The 20,703-nt window shown below is 56.3% G+C and carries 16 protein-coding genes; 6 read left to right on the forward strand and 10 right to left on the reverse strand.

Translation table 11 applies throughout. The features are described from left to right. Positions 1 to 4 precede the first annotated feature (4 nt). The 6 genes from AO242_RS11880 to AO242_RS11905 all read right to left on the reverse strand — a co-directional run bounded on the left by AO242_RS11880 (position 5) and on the right by AO242_RS11905 (position 7,087). Complete coding sequence (locus AO242_RS11880) at positions 5 to 1,489, reverse strand: mannitol dehydrogenase family protein (protein ID WP_099268815.1); 1,485 nt, start codon at positions 1,487 to 1,489, stop codon at positions 5 to 7. An 18-nt stretch (positions 1,490 to 1,507) separates the two neighbouring features. Beyond that, positions 1,508 to 2,611, reverse strand: coding sequence for an ABC transporter ATP-binding protein (locus AO242_RS11885; protein WP_099268816.1), 1,104 nt, complete (start codon positions 2,609 to 2,611; stop codon positions 1,508 to 1,510). 159 nt (positions 2,612 to 2,770) lie between these two features. Then, entirely contained in the window at positions 2,771 to 3,604 is an 834-nt protein-coding gene (locus AO242_RS11890; RefSeq protein ID WP_027899094.1) for a carbohydrate ABC transporter permease, read from the reverse strand. A gap of 10 nt (positions 3,605 to 3,614) precedes the next feature. Further along, positions 3,615 to 4,547 carry a carbohydrate ABC transporter permease gene (locus tag AO242_RS11895; RefSeq protein ID WP_257153419.1) on the reverse strand — a complete coding sequence of 311 codons (933 nt, stop codon included), beginning with the start codon at positions 4,545 to 4,547 and terminating at the stop codon, positions 3,615 to 3,617. Between the two features lie 72 nt (positions 4,548 to 4,619). Next, the gene (locus tag AO242_RS11900; RefSeq protein ID WP_099268817.1) at positions 4,620 to 5,930 is read right to left on the reverse strand and encodes an ABC transporter substrate-binding protein; all 1,311 of its coding nucleotides are present in this window, start codon (positions 5,928 to 5,930) and stop codon (positions 4,620 to 4,622) included. A 251-nt stretch (positions 5,931 to 6,181) separates the two neighbouring features. Next, positions 6,182 to 7,087: an AraC family transcriptional regulator gene (locus AO242_RS11905; RefSeq protein ID WP_099268966.1), complete on the reverse strand. Its 906-nt coding sequence runs from the start codon at positions 7,085 to 7,087 to the stop codon at positions 6,182 to 6,184. A 297-nt stretch (positions 7,088 to 7,384) separates the two neighbouring features. Between AO242_RS11905 and cobF the strand changes: the two genes are divergently transcribed. Then, a complete protein-coding gene (gene cobF, locus AO242_RS11910) occupies positions 7,385 to 8,143 on the forward strand; it encodes a precorrin-6A synthase (deacetylating) (protein WP_099268818.1) in 759 nt (252 codons plus the stop codon). Between the two features lie 313 nt (positions 8,144 to 8,456). On the opposite strand, the gene AO242_RS11915 is transcribed toward cobF, so the two are convergent. Both AO242_RS11915 and AO242_RS11920 read right to left on the reverse strand, forming a co-directional pair. Then, on the reverse strand, positions 8,457 to 9,794 hold the full coding sequence (locus AO242_RS11915) for a glycosyltransferase (protein WP_373562214.1): 1,338 nt from the start codon (positions 9,792 to 9,794) through the stop codon (positions 8,457 to 8,459). Further along, the gene (locus AO242_RS11920; protein WP_027899100.1) at positions 9,787 to 10,146 is read right to left on the reverse strand and encodes a response regulator; all 360 of its coding nucleotides are present in this window, start codon (positions 10,144 to 10,146) and stop codon (positions 9,787 to 9,789) included. Before AO242_RS11920 ends, AO242_RS11915 begins: the two co-directional genes overlap by 8 nt. A gap of 255 nt (positions 10,147 to 10,401) precedes the next feature. On the opposite strand from AO242_RS11920, the gene AO242_RS11925 reads away from it, so the two are divergent. The 5 genes from AO242_RS11925 (at position 10,402) to AO242_RS11945 (ending at position 17,060) form a co-directional block, all read left to right on the forward strand. Further along, positions 10,402 to 13,926, forward strand: coding sequence for a response regulator (locus AO242_RS11925; protein ID WP_099268819.1), 3,525 nt, complete (start codon positions 10,402 to 10,404; stop codon positions 13,924 to 13,926). Between the two features lie 49 nt (positions 13,927 to 13,975). Next, complete coding sequence (locus AO242_RS11930; RefSeq protein ID WP_099268968.1) at positions 13,976 to 14,797, forward strand: CheR family methyltransferase; 822 nt, start codon at positions 13,976 to 13,978, stop codon at positions 14,795 to 14,797. Next, complete coding sequence (locus AO242_RS11935) at positions 14,794 to 15,411, forward strand: chemotaxis protein CheB (RefSeq protein WP_099268820.1); 618 nt, start codon at positions 14,794 to 14,796, stop codon at positions 15,409 to 15,411. Before AO242_RS11930 ends, AO242_RS11935 begins: the two co-directional genes overlap by 4 nt. After that, entirely contained in the window at positions 15,405 to 16,586 is a 1,182-nt protein-coding gene (locus tag AO242_RS11940) for a hybrid sensor histidine kinase/response regulator (protein ID WP_027899104.1), read from the forward strand. The genes AO242_RS11935 and AO242_RS11940 overlap by 7 nt, the downstream gene beginning before the upstream one ends. A gap of 96 nt (positions 16,587 to 16,682) precedes the next feature. Next, positions 16,683 to 17,060, forward strand: coding sequence for a response regulator (locus AO242_RS11945; RefSeq protein ID WP_027899105.1), 378 nt, complete (start codon positions 16,683 to 16,685; stop codon positions 17,058 to 17,060). Positions 17,061 to 17,115: 55 nt separating this feature from the next. Here the strand turns inward: AO242_RS11945 and AO242_RS11950 are convergent, their stop codons facing one another. Next, entirely contained in the window at positions 17,116 to 19,146 is a 2,031-nt protein-coding gene (locus AO242_RS11950) for a response regulator (protein ID WP_099268821.1), read from the reverse strand. Continuing rightward, positions 19,143 to 20,627: an ATPase domain-containing protein gene (locus AO242_RS11955; protein WP_099268822.1), complete on the reverse strand. Its 1,485-nt coding sequence runs from the start codon at positions 20,625 to 20,627 to the stop codon at positions 19,143 to 19,145. Before AO242_RS11955 ends, AO242_RS11950 begins: the two co-directional genes overlap by 4 nt. Between the last annotated feature and the right edge of the window lie 76 nt (positions 20,628 to 20,703).

A 20,703-nucleotide genomic window follows, 5' to 3' on the forward strand; every position in this document is an offset into this window, starting at 1 on the left:
CACCTCAGGCTGTTTTGGCCAACAGGTTTTCCAGAGTTTTGCTGACGCCCAATTGCTTGAGGCTGTTCAGGTTCTTTTCAAAGGCAGCGACAAATTCAGCTGACTGTGGAATGGCGGTGCCGAATATCTCCTCGACGTCCAGCAACCGTTGCACGATCAGGACATCGTCGGCCACCAGCGCCTTACAGAAATCCGCACGAGGGTCGACGATCTTGTAGGCCACGCCGTTTTCGCCTTCGCTGCCTTGCAGGTACAACGCCCAGGCCGCCACCACTAACGAGGCGCGCTCCAGGTTGCCATGATCAAGAATTAACTGATTGATGGTGGGGACGGTGAATTTGGGAAACTTCGACGACCCGTCCGAGCACACGCGCTCCAGCTGATCCGCAATCGCCTGATTGGAAAACCGCTCGATCAGCGTGTCCTTGTAGCCTTCCAGATCGATGCCCGGCACAGAAGCCAGTTGCGGTGTGACATCCAGATCCATGTACGCGCGGATATAGGCAACGAACAATGGATCATTCATGGTCTCGTGAACGAAGCGATAGCCCCTGAGTGCGCCCAGATAGGTCAGCGCCAGGTGGCTGCCATTGAGCAGCTTGATCTTCATCTCTTCGTAGGGCGTGACGTCGTCGGTGAATTGCACGCCGACTTTTTCCCAGGCCGGACGACCATCGACAAATTTGTCCTCCAGCACCCATTGCACAAAAGGCTCGCAGACTACCGGCCAGGCATCATCAATGCCTTTTTCGTCGGCAAGCTTCAGGCGATGGGATGTGCTGGTCATCGGCGTGATGCGGTCGACCATGGCGTTGGGAAAGCTGACCTGTTCGGCGATCCAGTCATGCAGATCCGGGTTGCCCTGGGCAGCGAACGCCAGCAGCGCTTTACGCGCGACGGCGCCGTTGTGCGGCAGGTTATCGCAGGACATCACGGTAAAAGCCGGCGTGCCAGCGGCGCGACGTTTTGCCAAAGCTGCGCATAGCAATCCGAAGACAGTGCGTGGTGCGTCTGGATACGCCAGATCATGCTGGATCTGCGGCAGGTGAGTCATGAACTGGCCGTTGCTGTCATCAATGCAGTAACCGCCCTCGGTAATGGTCAGCGAAACAATGCGAATCTGCGGGCTGGCCAGCTTGTCTATGACGGTCTGGATATCGTCTTCTGCCAGCAGCATGCCGCTGATGGACGCGATGATCCGGGTTTCGGTGTCGGGTGTATCGCCCAGTTCATAGAGGGTGTAGAGGTAATCCTGACCCGCGAGGGCATCACGCACGCCACGGTCCTCCGGGCGCAAACCGATACCGCAAATGCTCCAGTCCAGGCCCTCGCCGCTGCTCATCAGCGCGTCGGTGTAAAACGCCTGATGCGCACGATGGAAGCCACCCACGCCAATGTGAGCAATACCTTGTGTAGTACTTTGCGGGTTGTAGCCGGGCAGGGCGATGCTGCGCTCAAGCTGAGACAGATTCTGTTTGTTCAATTTCATGGCGATGATCCCTGAGTATCAGGCGGCGACCGGCAGGGCTTTGGCAATCACCAGGCCCTGAGCGTCGAACAAGTGGCAGTGAGCGCTATCCAGATGCAGATTGAGCGTGTCGCCATACTGGCTGGCCAGATCCCCGCGTATACGCATGGTCAAGGCTTCCCCGGAGCGGGTGCGCACGTGGCAATAAGTGTCGCTGCCCAAACGCTCACTGACGTCGGCAATGACCTGCATCTGGCAGTCGCCTTCTTTGGCAAGGTTCAAGTGCTCCGGTCGGATGCCGAGGGTGACCGGATCGCCGACGCTCTGTTGTGCACTGCCGAACGGCAGGTTAATGACTGCGCCCGCATCGAGCGTCACTTCGCAGCCGCCTGCATCGACGCGGCTGATCATGCCTTTGAGAAAGCCCATTTTCGGTGTGCCGAGGAAACCCGCGACAAAGAGATTGGCCGGATGATGGTACAGCTCAAGCGGGGAGCCCACCTGCTCGACCTTGCCACCATTGAGCACCACGACTTTGTCGGCCAGGGTCATGGCTTCGACCTGATCGTGGGTCACGTAAATCATCGTCGCTTGCAGTTCTTTGTGCAGGCGCGAAAGCTCAAGACGGGTTTGCACGCGCAGGGCGGCGTCGAGGTTCGATAAGGGTTCATCGAACAGGAAGATTTTCGGGTTACGCACGATGGCGCGACCAATGGCTACCCGCTGGCGCTGACCGCCGGACAGCTGTTTGGGTTTGCGCTCCAGCAGTGGACCCAGCTCAAGGATGCGCGCTGCCTCATCGACTTTCTTTTTGATCACGGCTTTGTCGCCACCGGCCAGATCCAGAGCAAAAGACAGGTTCTTGCCCACGGTCATGTGCGGGTACAGGGCGTAGGTCTGGAAGACCATGGCCAGGTCACGTTTGGCAGGCGTCACTTGGGTGATGTCCCGGCCATCCAGCTCAATGGTGCCGGAGGTGACATCCTCCAGCCCGGCGATCAATCGCAGCAGGGTGGATTTGCCGCAGCCCGACGGCCCCACGAAGACCACGAATTCGCGATCTTTCACGTCCAGATCAATGCCTTTGATGATCTGGTGACCGTCGAAGCCTTTTTGCAGATTTCTGATGCTGAGGTTAGCCATGGTGGCCTCCGTTCTTATTCTTTAAACCTGATGGGTACTTCTGTAGGAGTGAGCTTGCTCGCGATGGGGGCAGACGCTCGGCAAAAATATCGCCTGATATGACGCTATCGCGAGCAAGCTCACTCCTACAGGGGGCGGTGTTTAGTACAACACAGCGGGTTATTTCACGGCCCCGAACGACAGGCCGCGCACCAGTTGCTTCTGACTGATCCAGCCGAAGATCAGGATCGGCGCGCAGGCCAGGGTCGAGACAGCGGAGAGCTTGGCCCAGAACAACCCTTCGGGGCTGGAGTAGGACGCTATCAGCGCAGTCAGTGGCGCAGCGTTGGACGAGGTGAGGTTCAGCGACCAGAACGCCTCGTTCCAGCACAGGATCAGCGACAACAGCGCAGTGGATGCCAGGCCGCCTTTGCAGATCGGAATCAGCACCTTGAAGATTTCCTGGCGAGTGCTGGCACCGTCCAGTCGCGAGGCCTCAAGGATTTCCCCGGGGATATCCTTGAAGTAGGTGTAAATCATCCAGACCACGATGGGCAGGTTGATCAGCGTGTAGATCACAATCAGCGCAATGCGACTGTCCAGCAGGCCGAAGGTCTTGGCCAGCAGGTAGATCGGCATCAGCACGCCTACCGGCGGCAGCATCTTCGTCGAGAGCATCCACAGCAGGGTGCTCTTGGTGCGTTTAGTCTCGAAAAAAGCCATGGAGTAAGCCGCAGGTACAGCGATCAGCATGCACAGAATCGTTGCGCTGAACGAGATCACCACCGAGTTCCAGGCGAAGTGGAAGTAGTCACTACGCTCCTGAATATGCAGGTAGTTTTCCAGGGTCGGCGTAAAGATAAATTGCGGCGGCGTCGCGAACGCGTCGATTTCAGTCTTGAAGCTGGTCAGGACCATCCAGAAAATCGGGAAGAAGATCAGCGCGGCGATCACCCAGCACAAGGTGCCGAGCAGCACGCTTTGCAGGCGTCGGGATTGTTTGAGCGTCATCATGATTCGGCCCTCAGGACTTGTCAGTGAGGTTTTTGCCGATCATCCGGATCAGGATGATTGCAGCAATGTTGGCAATGACCACGGCGATCAAGCCGCCAGCGGACGCCATGCCCACGTCGAATTGCAGCAAGGCCTGGTTGTAGATCAGGTACGCCAGGTTGGTCGAAGCGAAACCCGGACCGCCATTGGTGGTGGTGAAGATTTCCGCGAATACCGAGAGCAGGAAGATGGTTTCGATCATCACCACCACGGCGATCGGCCGGGCCAGATGCGGCAGCGTCAAATGCCAGAAAATCGCGATAGGCCCGGCACCGTCAAGGCGGGCCGCTTCTTTCTGTTCCTGATCCAGCGATTGCATTGCAGTCATCAGAATCAGGATGGCGAACGGCAGCCACTGCCACGAGACAATAATGATGATCGACAGCAGTGGGTAATTGGCTAGCCAGTCAATCGGCTGGGCACCAAACAGCTTCCAGACCCAGGCGAGGATGCCGGACACAGGATGGAAAATCAGATTCTTCCAGATCAGCGCGCCCACGGTGGGCATGATGAAGAAAGGCGAAATCAGCAGAACTCGTACAATGCCGCGACCGAGAAACTCGCTGGCTTCCAGCAGGGCAGAAATCAGCACACCCAGCACCACGCTGATCAACAGCACACTGCCGACCAGCAATAGCGTATTGGTTGCGCCGGGAAGAAATCCGCTGTCGGTGACGAAGTATTCGAAGTTTTCGAGACCGACGAATTCGTTCTCGCCGGGGTTGAGCAGGTTGTAACGGATCAGCGAGAAGTAGATGGTCATGCCCAGCGGGACGATCATCCACACCAGCAACAGCAGGACCGATGGGCTGACCAGAAACCAGCCGGGTTTGGTCACGCTGCCCTTAACTGACGGGTTGTCGTCAGGCGTGACGGCCTGATGCTTGATAGTTGAGGTTGTCATGATGGCGATCCTGGGTGCAAAAGGAGAGCAGGGTGTCGGGGCGCACGCGCCCCGACTGATAGTCAGCAGCGACTATTTCTTTGGATAACCTGCTCGCTTCATGTCTCGCTCGGTGGAGTTTTGCGCGTTTTTCAAGGCGGCGTCAGGCGTTGCCGTACCTACCAGAGCAGCGGAGAACTGCTGACCGACTGAAGTGCCGATGGCTTGGAACTCGGGAATGGTCACCAGTTGAATGCCTACATAGGGCACTGGTTCGAGGGTTGGCGACTTTGGCGTTACAGCCTTCAGCGATTCAAGGGTGATATTGGCGAACGGCGCAGCTTTTTTGTAGGCATCGGTGTAGGTCGAAGCGCGAGTCCCTGGCGGTACGTTGGACACGCCGTCTTTCTCGGCCACCAATGCTGCGTACTCTTTTGAGGTCGCCCATTCGGTAAAGGCTTTTGCATCGGTCTGGTTTTTTGCGCTGGTCGGGATCGCCAATGCCCATGAATACAGCCATGCCGAGCCTTTGTCGGTTTTTTCATGAGGGGCGTAAGTGAAGCCTACGCTGTCAGCGACCTTGCTTTGGCTCTTGTCAGTAACGAATGACCCGGCCACGCTTGCGTCGACCCAGATGGCGCATTTGCCGCTGTTGAACAGGGCGAGGTTTTCATTGAAGCCGTTGCTCGAGGCGCCTGGTGGGCCAGATTTCTTCATGGTGTTGACGTAGAAAGTTAGCGCGTTTTTCCATTCCGGTTGATCAAACTGCGGTTTCCATTGCTCATCGAACCAGCGCCCGCCAAACGAGTTGGCGACGGTGGTGATCAGCGCCATGTTCTCGCCCCAGCCGGCCTTGCCTCGCAGGCAGATACCGTACTGTTCTTTGGACTTGTCGGTGAGTTTGTCAGCGAATTCGGCGATCTGCGTCCAAGTCGGACGTTCAGGCATGGTCAGACCCGCAGCCTTGAACAGGTCGGTACGGTAGTAGGTGATTGAGCTTTCCGCATAGAAGGGCAGTGCAAACAGCTTGCCGTCTACCGACAGGCCATCGCGTACTGACGGGAAAACGTCGTCCAGCGCGTAGCTGGCGGGCAGGTCCTTCATCTCCTGCAGCCAGCCTTTGGCGCCCCACAGCGACGCCTCGTACATCCCGATGGTCAGCACGTCGAACTGGCCGCCCTTGGTGGCAATGTCTGTGGTCAGGCGCTGGCGCAGGACGTTCTCTTCGAGGACGACCCACTTGAGTTTGATATCGGGATGTTGTTCTTCGAAGGTTTTCGACAGCCGCTGCATGCGGATCATGTCGCTGTTGTTGACCGTAGCGATAGTGACTTCGCCCGCAGATGCGGTGGCGCAGAGTGTCAGACAGGTACCGGCAAGCAGAACTTTTGCAGAGGTCTTCATTTATCACTCCTCTTCCGCGCCCTTAGAGCTACAGAAGGTCGGTTATTGTTTTTGTGTCTTCCGGAGGTGTGGAAGATGTGGATTGATTACAGCGGGCGCAGGCGCAGATGACAAATCCTGCATGACACTTGGACTGATACTTTTTTGTACTCGATTGGCGCCTGAAAAATCCACGCAAGACTGCCGCAACCTTATCGCGACCGTCTGCGACGCAGTTTCAGCGTAGACGTTGATTGAGTGCACGCGGAGAATCAGTACAGGTTTTGTTCGGTGAGGCGCTGAACGGCCAGTCGTCGATAATGCGACGGGGTCATGCCCTTGAGTTGCTGAAAGCGCCGATTGAAATTTGAAATATTGTTGAAGCCTGATTCGAAACACACGTCCGTCACAGGCTTGTCTCCGTCGGCCAGTAGCTCACAGGATTTACTGATACGTAGACGATTGACGAATTCGACGTAGCAGCGGCCGGTAGCTTGCTTGAAGACCCTCGAGAAGTAGGTAGGCTTCATGCCGAGATAATCGGCCACTTCTTCCAGCGGTAGCTCCCGTGCGTAGTTGGCGAAGATGTAATCGACGGCCTTATTGGTGCGGTCGACACTGTGCTCATCGGCTATCGGTGCCGAGTTGCTGCCGGACAGCAACTGGTAGTCATCGCTGCTCGCCAGCAATTCAAGCAGGATGAGAAAGTGGCCCAGGCGGGTGATGCCTTTGGAGTCGGCGATCTTCTGCATCAGTTTCGTGGCTTGGCGAATGGTCCGTTTGCAGCGGAACTCGATGCCGTACTGCGAGCGCTCCAGCAGTGGGGCCAGAGTCTTCAGCTCGGCGAAAATCTGGCTGCCGCTTTCGAATAACTCGTCAGTGAAATTCACCAGCATGTCGCGCTTGGTGACGACCTCGTCCTCTTCGATCTGGCTGATCCAGTTATGAGGCAGATTGGGCCCGGTGAGGAACAGGGACTCGGGATAGAAGTTACCGATGTAGTCGCCGACAAAGACCTTGCCGGAACTGGCCACGATCAGGTGCAGTTCGTATTCCTTGTGAAAGTGCCAACGCACCAAAGGACAGGGGAAGCCGTGTTCGCGATAGATGATCGACAAGCCGTTATGGTCGTCCATCAATTCATATGAGGGGTCTGTGACTCTTGTTGTTTTTGTCATCATGTGGCCGATATCCAGAATGCCAGGCTGCTAATGTGCACTATCTGAGTGTGCGATAGCATCCAGAGTTTCCTGTGGCAACTGGCACGCTCGCTTCAGGATGCAACCTGTGTGGAAGATTCTATGATCGCGTATGACCTGTGGGAGCAGGGCTTGCCCGCGATGCATGAGACGCAGCCACAAGACACACCGCGTTATCGTTTATCGCCATATTTCCGCCCAGACCAGGCATCTCTTCCATAGGGCTTTGAGTTTGATCCACTACCTGCGCCATTCAGTTCCGTCTGGAGTGAACTCATGAAAACCATCCTCCTGATCGGCATCGGTTCCGGCAATCCGGAGCAGATCACCATTCAGGCCATCAATGCGCTGAATCGCGCCAAGGTGTTCTTCGTGCTTGATAAAGGTTACGCAAACGACGACTTGCTGCGCCTGAGGAAGGATATCTGTGAGCGTTACATCACCTGTGATGACTATCGCTTGCTGCAGGTCAGCGACCCCTCCCGGGAGGATGATCCACATTCCTACCAGCAAGGCGTTGCACGCTGGCATGAGCAGCGGGCGGCGTTGTTTCAGCGCCTGATCATTGATGAAGTAGAAACGGGGCAAACGGCGGCTTTCCTGGTCTGGGGTGAGCCGACGCTGTACGACAGCACCTTAAGAGTCTTCGAGTTGATTCTTGATAACTCGCCTCAACTCTTTGATTATCAAGTTATTCCTGGCATAAGTAGTGTGCAGGCATTGGCGGCGCAGCATCGTATTCCGTTGAATCGTATTGGCGAACCTATCCATATCACCACCGGGCGCAGGCTGGCGCTTGAGCACAATGCAGCACCTGAGAACACCGTCGTAATGCTTGATGCACACTGCACGTTTGAGCGGTTTCTTAACCAGGGCCTGCATATTTACTGGGGAGCTTATCTTGGGACGCCAGATGAAATCCTGATTGCAGGGCCGCTGGATGAGGTGTGTGAGCAGATCAAGAACGCGAGAGCGAAGGCGCGGCAGGAGAAGGGCTGGATCATGGATACGTATCTGTTGAGAAATGATATCTAGATTCTAGGTATTAATCCCAACTCACTGTTTTTATTGGCTAATACGCAAAAAATTTAAATGGAATGGGGTTTTGTTGCGTGAACGAATCTCTGTGGGAGCCGGGCTTGCCCGCGATCAACGATGACTCGATGTACCTGATGCCCCGCGACACTTGAATCGCCGTAGGACCGGCTTTAGCCGGGAGAACAGTGTTTCAGTTGAAGAAAATTAGCCAGTATTCCGACGCCCTCCCGGCTAAAGCCGGTCCTACGGGACTGCGCAGGTTATGTGGGAGCCGGGCAAGCCTCGCTCCCGCATGGGGTCGATACATGACTCAAGGATTCACCGGATTACGATTCTTCGCCTCAATCCACTGCGCCATGTACTGGGTGCTCTTGTGATGGTGGTGTCGCAGCATTGCGCCGGTGAAGTTTGCAGTTCGATGGGCTTGCAGGTTCTGACGCAGGTACTGGATACGGGTAATCAGGCTTGTGCAATGCTTCTGGTGCCTGTAGCGCGCGTCAAGCAGCTCCCAGCCAGCGCTCTGCGCTTCATGCCAACGCTCTTCATCCTGATACAGGCGCACTGCTGCATCAGCGATTTCGGCGGCGCTGCTTGCAACGCAGCCGGGCCAGGGCAGGTTGCCGTTCATGGCTTCAGCACCGATCGGCGTGGTGACGGTTGGCGTGCCGCACAACATGGCATCGACAATCTTGCCTTTGACCCCCGCGCCAAAGCGTAACGGCGCCAGGCAAATACGCGCCTCGGACATCACCTTCAAAGCGTCTTCCGCCCAATTCATCACATGGAAGCCCTGCGCCGCGTTGTGCAGCGCAGTGGCTTTGGGTGGCGTGTAGGAGCCGTAGATATGCAGCTGAGCCTTGGGCAGTTGCTGACGTATCAGCGGCCAGATGGCGTTCTTCATCCAGAGCACCGCATCCCAGTTAGGGGCGTGTCGGAAGTTGCCGATACTCAGAAAGTGCGCTCGCTCGCTGAACGGGCGCGCTGTCGCAGGGACATCGCTGACCATCAGCGGACACCAGTGCAAGATCCCCTCCGGCACCCGGAATTCACGGGTAAGCAACTGCATTTCCACGTCGGACGTCATCAGGCTGAGATCGGAGCGGTACAGCGCGGCGATCTCGCGCTGGGCCAGATCGCCGGTTGCCATCGCAGAAAAAATGTCACGCTCTGATTCTTCAAAAAAGCTATTCAAATCATCAGGTTGCTCTGCATTACTCAAGTAGTTTTTGAGCTGCATGTGGCGCGCGTGACGCAAGCTTTGCAGGTCTGAGGTCTCCAGCAGTCGCAGGGCATTGGGGCAATGTTTCTCTACCCGCCAGCCAAATTGCTCCTCGATCATGAACTGATCGAAGAGGACGATATCCGGCTGCAATTCACTGATGAACACATCGAAGCTGCTGTTGTTCAGCTCAATGTCGACCTCACGAATCCCCAGCTCAGCCAGGTTTGCCTTGTGCTCGCCTTCGGTGGCTGGGCTGGCAAAGGTGATTTGCCAGCCTTGTTCCAGAAAGCACTGGATCAATTGCATGACATGACCGCTGGCGGCCGAGGAGCGAGGCTCGGGCCACACATAGCCAATGATCAATACATGGGTTGTCGCGTCCGAAACGGAGCTGTCCGGTAATGGCTGCGAATCGTGCTTATCCAAGAATGCTTTTTACCTTGTCACGCAATTGATCAATCGAGAACGGTTTGCCGATGTTGTGCATGCCTGCCGGGACATCAATGCTTTCGGCATAACCGCTGGCGAAAAGAACGGGCAGGGACGGGCGAAGCTTGCACGCAATCGCAGCCAGCTCTTTGCCATCCATGCCTGGAAGGCCAAGGTCGGTCATCATCAAATCAATGACCTTCGATTCGTCTTCAAGCACTTTTTGAGCCTCTTCACCGTCCTCAGCTTCGAGCACTGTGTATTCCAGCTCTTCCAGCACGTCGACGATCAGCATGCGGACAATGGCGTCGTCTTCGACCACTAGAATGGTGCTGGCAGGAACGGACATAGGTGATTTCCTTAAAATCTGCAGGGTCGGCGTAATGCGACCGGTACGGGTAAGCAAAATAACGCTGGAGGTGCCAGCTAGCAACATTTGCACTCGTTTGAGTGAGTGGTAACGCGAGCTGTACCACTGATGAAACGAATAATGCGTTCTTAGGCAGCTAAATGTCAGAAAATTCAGATATCTGTGTGAGAAATGAGAGTCTTTTTCTTAATATTACGGCAAACTTCATGGTTTGATGATCACCAAGGATGACTCATGATCCGTCCGTCTACTGTCGATGAGCAACGTTTTCGTAAATTGCTTGGCCGCAACGTCACTTTACCCCTGAGTGTGGGTGTTATCAGCGCGGTCTTTTTCATCGGTCTGATCAGCTATTTGCTGTCAGTCATCCAGTGGGTCGAGCACACCGACCGAGTGATCAACAATACCAATCGCGCGCTGAAGCTTTCCATCGATATGGAAACCGGTATGCGTGGTTATTTGCTGGCGGGTGACGAGCGTTATCTCGACCCGTATGAGTTGGCGAAACCGGCGCTCACTGCAGAGCTGAAGGGGCTTGAGGTACTCGTTGCCGATAACCCGCCTCAGGTTGACCGGCTCAAGCGTATCCAGGCATTACAGGATGACTGGGGTCAGTACGCTGAGGAGATGATCAATCAGCGGCGGATAAAAGGCGAGTTCGTGGCCCCGCTACGGACTGGGCGAGGCAAGCGCCTGACGGACGAGATTCGCAGCCAGTACGAGGAAGTTGTCGCTGTAGAGCAGCAACTGCGACTTGCGCGCAATGCCGACGTCACACGCACAACCGTCCTGTCAGTCAGCCTTTACCTTGTTTTTGTTCTGTGCGTCAGCGGATTTCTTGCGTACATCGGTCGTCGGGATCTGCTGGCCTTGTCCAGTACTTATGGCGACAACCTCAAGCTTCAGGAAGAAAACGCCGAGCGCCTGAAAAAAGTCGCCTGGCTGCGCAATGGCCAGAGTGAGCTGGCTGAACAAGTATTGGGTCAATTAACGCTGAACACCCTGGGGTCCAACGTCCTGCAATTCTTTGCTCAGTATCTGGGCAGTGTGGTTGCAGCGGTTTACGTGCGCCAGGAGCACGGCGGCCTCAGGCGCGTCGCGTCCTATGGTTTCTCCCGTGAGCAGGAACAGCACGAGCAGTCCCTCTACAGTGGCGAAGGCGTGATCGGCCAGGCTGCGCAGCAAGACAAAATCATCCGTCTTGATGATGTACCGAGTAATTATTTCAAGGTGTCTTCCGGGCTGGGCGAGGGCGACCCACGCAGCATTCTCGTGGTCCCCACCAGCAACGATGATCAGGTCAACGGCGTCATCGAGCTGGGTTTCCTGCGTCCTCTGACCGAGAGCGATGTCGAGTTCATGGAGCTGATTGCCGAGAACGTGGGCACCTCCATCGAAGCGGCGCGTTATCGTCAGCGTTTGCAGGAAGTATTGGCTGAAACCCAACAGCTCAACGAAGAGCTGCAGGTCCAGCAGGAAGAGCTGCGCACCGCCAACGAGGAGCTGGAGGAGCAGTCGAGGATTCTCAAGGAGTCTCAGGCGCATCTGGAAACCCAGCAAGCCGAACTTGAGCAGACCAACGAGCAACTGGCTGATCAGGCTCAGGTCCTTTCCGAGCAGCGTGATGCCCTTGATCGCAAGAATGAAGAGCTGAACATTGCTCAGGTCGAGCTTGAAAATCGTGCTGACGAGCTGCAACGCTCCAGCAAGTACAAATCCGAGTTCCTTGCCAACATGTCCCACGAGCTGCGCACGCCGCTCAACAGTTCGTTGATTCTGGCCAAGCTGCTGGCCGAAAACCCGACTGAAAACCTCACCGCCGAACAGGTCAAGTTCGCCGAATCGATCTATTCAGCCGGTAATGATCTGCTCAACCTGATCAACGATATTCTGGATATTTCCAAGGTCGAAGCCGGCAAGCTGGACATGCGTCCTGAAAACAGCAGCGTGTCTCGCCTGGTCGAAGGACTGCGCAACATGTTCCAGCCATTGGCCCTCGACAAGAAGCTGGATTTCCATGTGGAGCTGCAGGCCGGTGCGCCGACCATGCTGTACACCGATCGCCAGCGACTGGAACAGATCCTGAAAAACCTGCTGTCGAACGCTATCAAGTTCACCGAAACCGGCACTGTCAGCATGATCGTCTCGCGCCAACCGGGCGCAGGGATTGTCTTTACGGTGCGTGATTCCGGGATCGGCATTGCCGCGGAGCAGCAGGAAAGCATCTTCGAAGCCTTCCGTCAGGCTGATGGCACCACCAACCGCCGTTATGGCGGCACCGGTCTGGGGTTGTCCATTTCCCGGGATCTGGCGCGCCTGCTCGGTGGTTCGATCAGTGTGACCAGCGAGCCGGGGCAGGGCAGTATCTTCACCCTGGTTCTGCCTGAACAGTATGTCGAGTCGGTGCAACTGGAATATGGCGAAGTCCCTGCGCCAACCCCCGCACCGGTCATGCCGGTGATGCCTGTGCATGCATTGGCATCTTTGCCGCCGGCTGCGGCAGCGGTTCCCGCGACCCCCGCTAAAGCACCCGTGCCGAGCTTCGCCGATGACCGCGAAAAGCTGCCGTCGAGCAAGCGCTGCATTCTGGTGATTGAAGACGAAGTGGCTTTTGCCAAAATCCTCTTCGACCTGGCTCACGAGCTGGGTTACCACTGCCTTGTTGCCCATGCCGCCGATGACGGTTTCAACCTGGCGGCTCAGTTCACGCCGGACGCAATTCTGCTGGACATGCGTCTGCCGGATCATTCCGGGCTGACGGTTCTGCAGCGCCTGAAAGAGCTGGCGCCAACACGACACATCCCGGTTCACGTGATTTCCGTTGAAGATCGCCAGGAAGCGGCCATGCACATGGGCGCTGTGGGCTATGCGGTGAAGCCCACCACCCGTGAAGAGCTCAAGGATGTCTTCGCCAAGCTCGAATCCAAACTGACCCAAAAGGTCAAACGTATCTTGCTGGTGGAAGATGACGCCCTGCAACGCGACAGCATTGCGCGGTTGATCGGGGACGACGACATTGAAATCACCGCAGTAGGTTTCGCCCAGGATGCGCTGGACCTGCTGCGCGACAATATCTATGACTGCATGATCATCGACCTGAAGTTGCCGGACATGCTGGGCAATGAGCTGCTCAAACGTATGTCCACCGATGAAATCTGCTCGTTCCCGCCGGTCATCGTCTACACCGGTCGCAACCTGACCCGCGATGAAGAAGCCGAGCTGATGAAATATTCGCGCTCGATCATCATCAAGGGCGCGCGCTCACCCGAACGCTTGCTCGATGAAGTCACGCTGTTCCTGCACAAGGTTGAGTCGCAGCTCTCCAACGAGCGCCAGAAGATGCTCAAGACCGCACGTAGTCGTGACAAGGTCTTTGAAGGGCGCAGGATTCTGGTCGTCGACGATGACGTACGCAATATCTTTGCCCTGACCAGCGCGCTCGAGCACAAGGGCGCGGTGGTCGAAGTTGCGCGTAACGGCTTCGAGGCCATCAGCAAGCTGAACGAAATCGAAGATATCGATCTGGTGTTGATGGACGTGATGATGCCGGAGATGGATGGCTATGAAGCAACCATCGAGATTCGCAAGGATCCACGCTGGCGCAAGCTGCCGATCATCGCCGTGACTGCCAAAGCCATGAAGGATGACCAGGAGCGTTGTCTGCAGGCTGGCTCAAATGACTATCTGGCCAAACCTATTGACCTGGACCGACTGTTCTCGCTGATACGTGTCTGGCTGCCCAAAATGGAACGTATTTGAGTTGGATGAGCCCAAGCTGAGCATCCAGCCCGCACCTAAAGGTTCCGCCATGTCTCAAGACAGAAACACGGACATCGAAATACGTCTGTTGATTGAGGCTATTTATCTCAAGTACAGCTACGACTTTCGTGACTACTCCGGCGCATCGGTGAAGCGCCGCATCAGTCACGCGCTGCGCCAGTTTGACTGCACGACTATTTCTGCATTGCAGGAACGGGTGATTCACGACCCTCAGGCCTTCATGCAATTGCTGCAATTTCTGACGATCCCGGTCAGCGAGATGTTCCGCGATCCGTCGCATTTTCTGGCGATTCGTCAGGAAGTAGTTCCGCTGTTGCGCACCTACCCGTCAATCAAGGTCTGGATTGCCGGGTGCAGCACGGGCGAAGAGGTTTACTCGATGGCCATTCTGCTGCGTGAAGAAGGCCTGCTGGACCGCACGATCATTTACGCCACTGATATCAACCCGAGCTCGCTGGACAAGGCCCGGCAGGGGATTTTCTCGATGGAAAATGTCCGCGCTTATACCGATAACTACCAGAAGGCGGGCGGTCAGCGCGCGTTTTCCGATTACTACACCAGTGCCTACGATTACGCGATCTTCGACAAAACGCTGCGGGAAAACGTGACGTTTGCTGACCACAGCCTTGCAACTGACAGTGTGTTCTCCGAAACACAGTTGGTTTCATGCCGAAATGTACTGATTTACTTCAACAAGAAATTGCAGGATCGCGCGTTCGGGCTCTTCCATGAGTCGCTCTGTCACCGGGGGTTTCTGGTGCTGGGCAGCAAGGAAACGCTGGATTTTTCCGGCTACAGCAGCCATTTCGAGCCTTTGGTTAAACCGGAACGGATCTACCGCAAGACATGAAAAGATCATTCTCTGGCAATGACGCAGGTGAACCACCACTGCCGGTCGTAGACGCCATTGTGGTAGGTGCGTCCGCCGGCGGAGTCGATGCGCTGCTGAAGATATTTGCATCGCTGAGGGTCGGTTATCGGTTGCCCATCCTGACTGTGCTGCATGTGCCTGAAAAGCGCATTAGTCAGTTGGCCCAGGTTTTTCAGGCGCGGGTACCGCTGAAGGTCAAAGAGGCGGACGATAAGGAAGATGTTGCTCCCGGTACGCTGTACTTCGCGCCACCGGGTTATCACTTGTCGGTGGAAAATGATTTGAGCCTGTCGCTGAGTCAGGAGGATCGGGTATTTCATTCCCGGCCAAGTATCGACATTCTTTTTCAGTCAGCCGCGGATGCCTACGGGCCGCGTCTGGCGGGTTTCCTGTTGACAGGCGCCAATAACGACGGCGCCTATGGTCTGTCGTGTATCAAGCTTTCCGGCGGCATGACGGTGGTTCAGGATCCGGACGAGGCTCAGGCGCGCACCATGCCTGATGCCGCCCTGGCGCTTCATAAGCCTGATTACCTCCTGCCTTTAAACGATATAGGCCAACTGTTGGTCGAGCTGGAACGAATTGCATGCTGAGTGACATTCAAGCCAAGTTGCTGATCGTTGATGATCTGCCGGAAAACCTGTTGGCGCTCGAAGCGCTGATCAAGCGCGAAGATCGTGAGGTCTATAAAGCCTTGTCGGCCGATGAGGCCTTGTCGTTGCTGCTTGAGCACGAATTTGCCATGGCCATCCTCGATGTTCAGATGCCGGGCATGAACGGCTTTGAGCTCGCGGAAATGATGCGCGGCACGGATCGCACCAAAAATATTCCAATTGTGTTTGTCAGTGCCGCAGGGCGGGAGCTCAACTACGCCTTCAAGGGTTACGAAAGCGGCGCTGTAGATTTTCTGCACAAGCCTCTGGACATTCATGCGGTCAAGAGCAAGGTCAACGTATTCGTCGACCTGTATCGCCAACGCAAGGCGATGAAACTGCAGGTCGAAGCGCTGGAGCAGAGTCGTCGAGAGCAGGAGCAGTTGCTGGCAAAGCTGCAGGTGACTCAGAACGAACTGGAGCACGCCGTGCGGATGCGCGACGACTTCATGTCAATCGTCTCCCACGAAGTGCGCACGCCGCTGAACGGACTGATTCTGGAAACCCAGCTGCGCAAGCTGCACCTGGCCAAAGACAACGCCGCAGCGTTCACCATGGAAAAGCTGCGGGCCATGGTTGATCGTGACGAGCGCCAGATTCAGAGCCTGATCCGCCTTATCGAAGACATGCTTGATGTCTCACGTATTCGCACTGGCAAGCTGTCGATCCGCACCAGCGCCTTCGACCTTGCCGAACTGGTCAGTAACCTGCTCGAAAGCTTCTCCGCGCAGATTGCAGCGGCCGAATCCAGTGTGACGTTCAAGGCTGAAGAGCCAGTCATCGGTGTGTGGGACGAGTTCCGCATCGAGCAAGTGATTGCCAACCTGCTGACTAACGCCCTGCGCTATGGCGCCCGCAAGCCCATCAAGGTCCGCGTTTACGCTGAGGACGGTGAGGCGCGGGTTGAGGTCCATGATCAGGGCATTGGTATCAGCGCGGAAAACCAGCAGCGGATTTTTCAGCAATTCGAACGAGTTGCTGCCAACCATGCGGTGCATGGACTGGGCCTCGGTTTGTTTATCTCTGACCAGATTGTGTCTGCTCATGGTGGGCGCATTGTTGTGGAAAGCGCAGAAGGCGAAGGCTCTATGTTCAGGGTCTGCCTGCCGGTTTAGCAGCGCAAGAAATCAACGTCAGATTTATCCGATATTTACGCAACCTACGGCCATCATCATGGTCGTAATGGCAGCTATTTAACCGAAGGCAGTTCCATGAGCTCTGATGCAGAAAATGTCGTCCTCATCGTCGAAGACGAGCCGCTGATCCTGATGTTGCTTGCCGACTATCTGTCGGGCGAGGGCTATCGAGTGTTGCAGGCGGAGAACGGTGAGCAGGCGTTCGAAATTCTTGCCACCAAGCCCCATCTGGATCTGATGATCACTGATTACCGCCTGCCTGGCGGGATATCCGGCGTGATGATCGCAGAGCCTGCCGTGAAACTTCGGCCGGAACTGAAGGTTATCTTTATCAGCGGTTATCCGGCAGAAATCGTCGAGTCTGGTAGCCCCATTGCCAAAAAGGCGCCGATTCTGGCCAAGCCATTCAACATGGAAACCCTGCACTCCCAGATCGAAAAGCTTCTGGCCTGAATCGATCATCTCCCCGCGCCATCACCTATCGGGTTGATGGCGCCGCAACAGTCATTCATTCCTCTATCATCTCCCGAACCTTGGACGTCAGGTTGTCGAAAGCGAACGGCTTGGTGATCATCTGCATGCCATCATCGAGAAAGCCCGCCCTGACGGCAGCATGCTCAGCGTAACCGGTGATGAATAGTACTTTGAGATCCGGACGCAACTGACGGCCTATTTCGGCCAGTTGTCGACCGTTCATGCCCGGCAGACCGACATCACTGATCAGCAGGTCAATACGCTGGCCGGACTCGAGTATAGGCACGGCTTCAGGTCCGGAACCTGCCTCGACGTAGGCATAACCCAATTCGCTCAAGACTTCGCTGACCAGTACCCGAACGGCGGCATCATCCTCAACGATAAGCACCGTTTCGCCTTCCTTGGCAAAGCTCTCCGGACTGTGGATGATCTGCTCGTCCTGAGTCTGCTGGCCTTTAAAGCGTGGCAGGTATAGCTGAACCGTGGTGCCTTTGCCTACTTCGCTTTTGATTGCGACATGGCCGTGAGACTGCTTGCTGAAACCGTAGATCATCGAAAGGCCCAACCCGGTGCCCTGACCAATGGGTTTGGTCGTGAAGAACGGGTCGAAGGCGCGGCTGATTACGCTGTCCGGCATGCCGTAACCGGTATCACTGACGCTGAGCACCACGTAATCGCCAGGCAGCAGGTTCTCGTGGGCATTGGTGAAGGACCTGTCCAGACTCTCGTTGGACGACTCAACGATCAACAGCCCGCCATCAGGCATGGCGTCCCGGGCGTTGAGCACCAGGTTGAGCAGGGCGCTTTCCAGTTGGTTGGGGTCGGCTTCCGCGGTCCACAGTTGCTCGTGCAGGTGAAGCTCCAGACGAATGCTCTCGTTAAGGCTCCTGTTGAGCAGCTCGCCCATGGAACTGATCAACTGATTCATCTCGACCGGTTTGGAGTCCAGTGACTGACGGCGGGAGAAGGCAAGTAATCGGTGGGTCAGGGCGGCGGCACGGTTGGCGGACGTAACGCCCAAGTCGATCAGGCTGTTCAGGTCTTCGGTATTCCCGCGAGCCAAGCGCCTTCGCAGTAACTCCAGGCTGCCGATAATGCCGGTCAGCATGTTATTGAAGTCGTGGGCAATGCCCCCGGTCAATTGGCCAACCGCTTCCATTTTCTGCGATTGGCGCAGCACTTCTTCGTTGTGCTTGAGCTGGGAAGTGCGTTCTTCGACCTGCTGCTCAAGGGTTTCGTTGAGTTGTCGCAGTTGCGCTTCAGCCTGCTTGCGTTCGGTGATGTCAGATGTCACCCCCGCCAAAGAGCTGACCCGGCCATTCTTGGCGCGAATCGCACGCGCCCGGACATCAACCCAATTCAATGAGCCATCAGGCCATACGTTGCGATATTCGATGATGAAATCGTCGCCGCTGTCCAGGCTGCGCTGCAGCGCCGATTGCATGCGAGGCTGGTCTTCGGCGAAGACCGCGTCGAGCCAGTCTTCATAGTCAAAGCGCTCGCTCTCGCTGCGCCCGTAATGAGAGCGGGATATATCCGAGCAGTCGAGGGTCAGGAACTCGGCTTCAAGTTGCCATGAGCCCAGACGTCCGGCTTTGAGTGCGTTCTGTAAACGTTGCTCGCCTTCCGCCAGGTCTTCCATGCGCGCTCTGGCTTCGTATTGTCGCCGACGTCCGCGGATTGCGGTGGTGACCAGACTGACCAGTGTGGAGGGATGGAAAGGGCGCTCAAGGAAGGTCACGTTGCCCAGCATAGTGCCCAGGTAGGCCGAAGGGCTCTTTTCCGGGCCGCCGTGATGGGTAAGGAGCACCACAGGGAGGTCCGACCAGGGCGGCTGGCGCTCCAGGGTCTGCACCAGAATGCCGATGTCTTTGCCGCGCAGGGCCTCGTCGGCGATGATCGCCATACCCGCGCCGAGGCTCAGCTCAGCGCTCAGGTCGGCAAGGGTATGGGCGACGAGGGCGGGGAAACCCGCCTCTTGTAGAATCATTAAAGCGATCTGGCTGTCCCGGCCCCGTGGGGCCAGGATAATTGCCCTTTCCGATAGCAGTCCGAGGGTGCTCACTCCTCGTCATCCTGCATCAAGGGACTGTTTGATCCGGCGTATTGAGGAATGCCGCTGAGCACACCCTGAAACGCTGAGAGCGGTTTGCCTATCCTCAGGCCTTGATGACTGATGCGATACTCCCTGATGGTAGATTCGTGAGTGCCAGTACGCTTCTTGATGATTGAGATTGCGCGGCGCACTTCACCCTGGGCTTCGAAGTAGCGTAACAACATGACCGTATCGGCCAGATAAGTGATGTCAACCGGAGCACGCATGTCACCCACAAGGCCATGTTGCGCAACGGTCATGAATGTCGAGGCGCCTTGGCGATTGAGATAGAGCAACAGTTCGTGCATATGCAGAATCAGTGCATTCTCTTCCGGCATGGCCGCCGTATAGCCGTTGATACTGTCGATGACCACGGTTTTGATCTGCTTTTCGTCGACGCTGGCACGTACCCGGTGAGCGAACTCGCCCGGTGACAGTTCAGCGGCGTCGACCTGTTCAATCAGCAGGTTGCCGCTCTTTTCCAGCGCTTCCAGATCGATGCCGACCTTACGCATGCGGGTGAACAGCAGGCCGAGCTCTTCGTCGAAAATGAACAGCGCGACACGTTCGCCGCGGGCCACAGCTGCAGCCGCGAATACCAGAGAGATCAGCGATTTACCAGTACCCGCTGGTCCCAGAATCAAGGTGCTGGAGCCCCCGTCGATGCTGCCGCCCAACAATGCATCCAGCTCAGGCACGCCGCTGGACAGTATTCCGCGTTCGAATCGGGTACGGTGTTCTGCAGCCACAAGCCGAGGAAAAACATGGATGCCGTCACCCTTGATGGTGAAGTCGTGGAAGCCACCGCGGTATTTCTGCCCGCGATATTTGACCACTCGCAGTCGACGGCGCTCGGCGCCGTAATTCGGGTTCAGTTCTTCCAGGCGAATCACGCCATGGGCGACGCTGTGCACCGTCTTGTCCAGTGCTTCGGTGGTCAGGTCATCCAGCAGCAGCACCGTCGCGTCATAGCGGGTGAAGTAATGCTTGATGGACAGAATCTGCCGTCGGTAGCGCAGGGAGCTTTGCGCCAGCAAGCGGATTTCCGAAAGGCTGTCGATGACGACCCGGGTAGGTCTCACGCGTTCGACCACTTCAAAAATCTGACGCGTTGCTTCGCCCAGCTCCAGGTCCGAGGAATACAACAAGCTTTGATGATTGTCTGCATCGAGCAGACTTTCAGGTGGCGTGAGCTCGTAGATAACGATGTTCTCGTCCAGCGTCCAGCCATGGGAAGCTGCACCGTCGCGCAGTTCGATGTCGGTTTCCGACAGGGTGATATACAGGCAGCGTTCGCCTTCAAGGGCACCTGCACGAAGAAATTGCAGAGCTACAGTCGTCTTGCCTGTGCCGGGTTCGCCTTCGAGTAGAAACACATGCCGCCGGGAAAGACCACCCGCCAGAATGTCATCGAGGCCCACAATACCGGTTGCTGCTTTTGATGTAGTCAAGAATCGCCCTCTTGCGACCTTAGGGGTGTGGCATAGCCTTGAAATCGGCCGCTGCGCTGTCAATGCCTATGACGCA

This window comes from Pseudomonas sp. ICMP 561, from assembly GCF_002699985.1.
Classification (GTDB): Bacteria; Pseudomonadota; Gammaproteobacteria; order Pseudomonadales; family Pseudomonadaceae; genus Aquipseudomonas; species Aquipseudomonas quasicaspiana.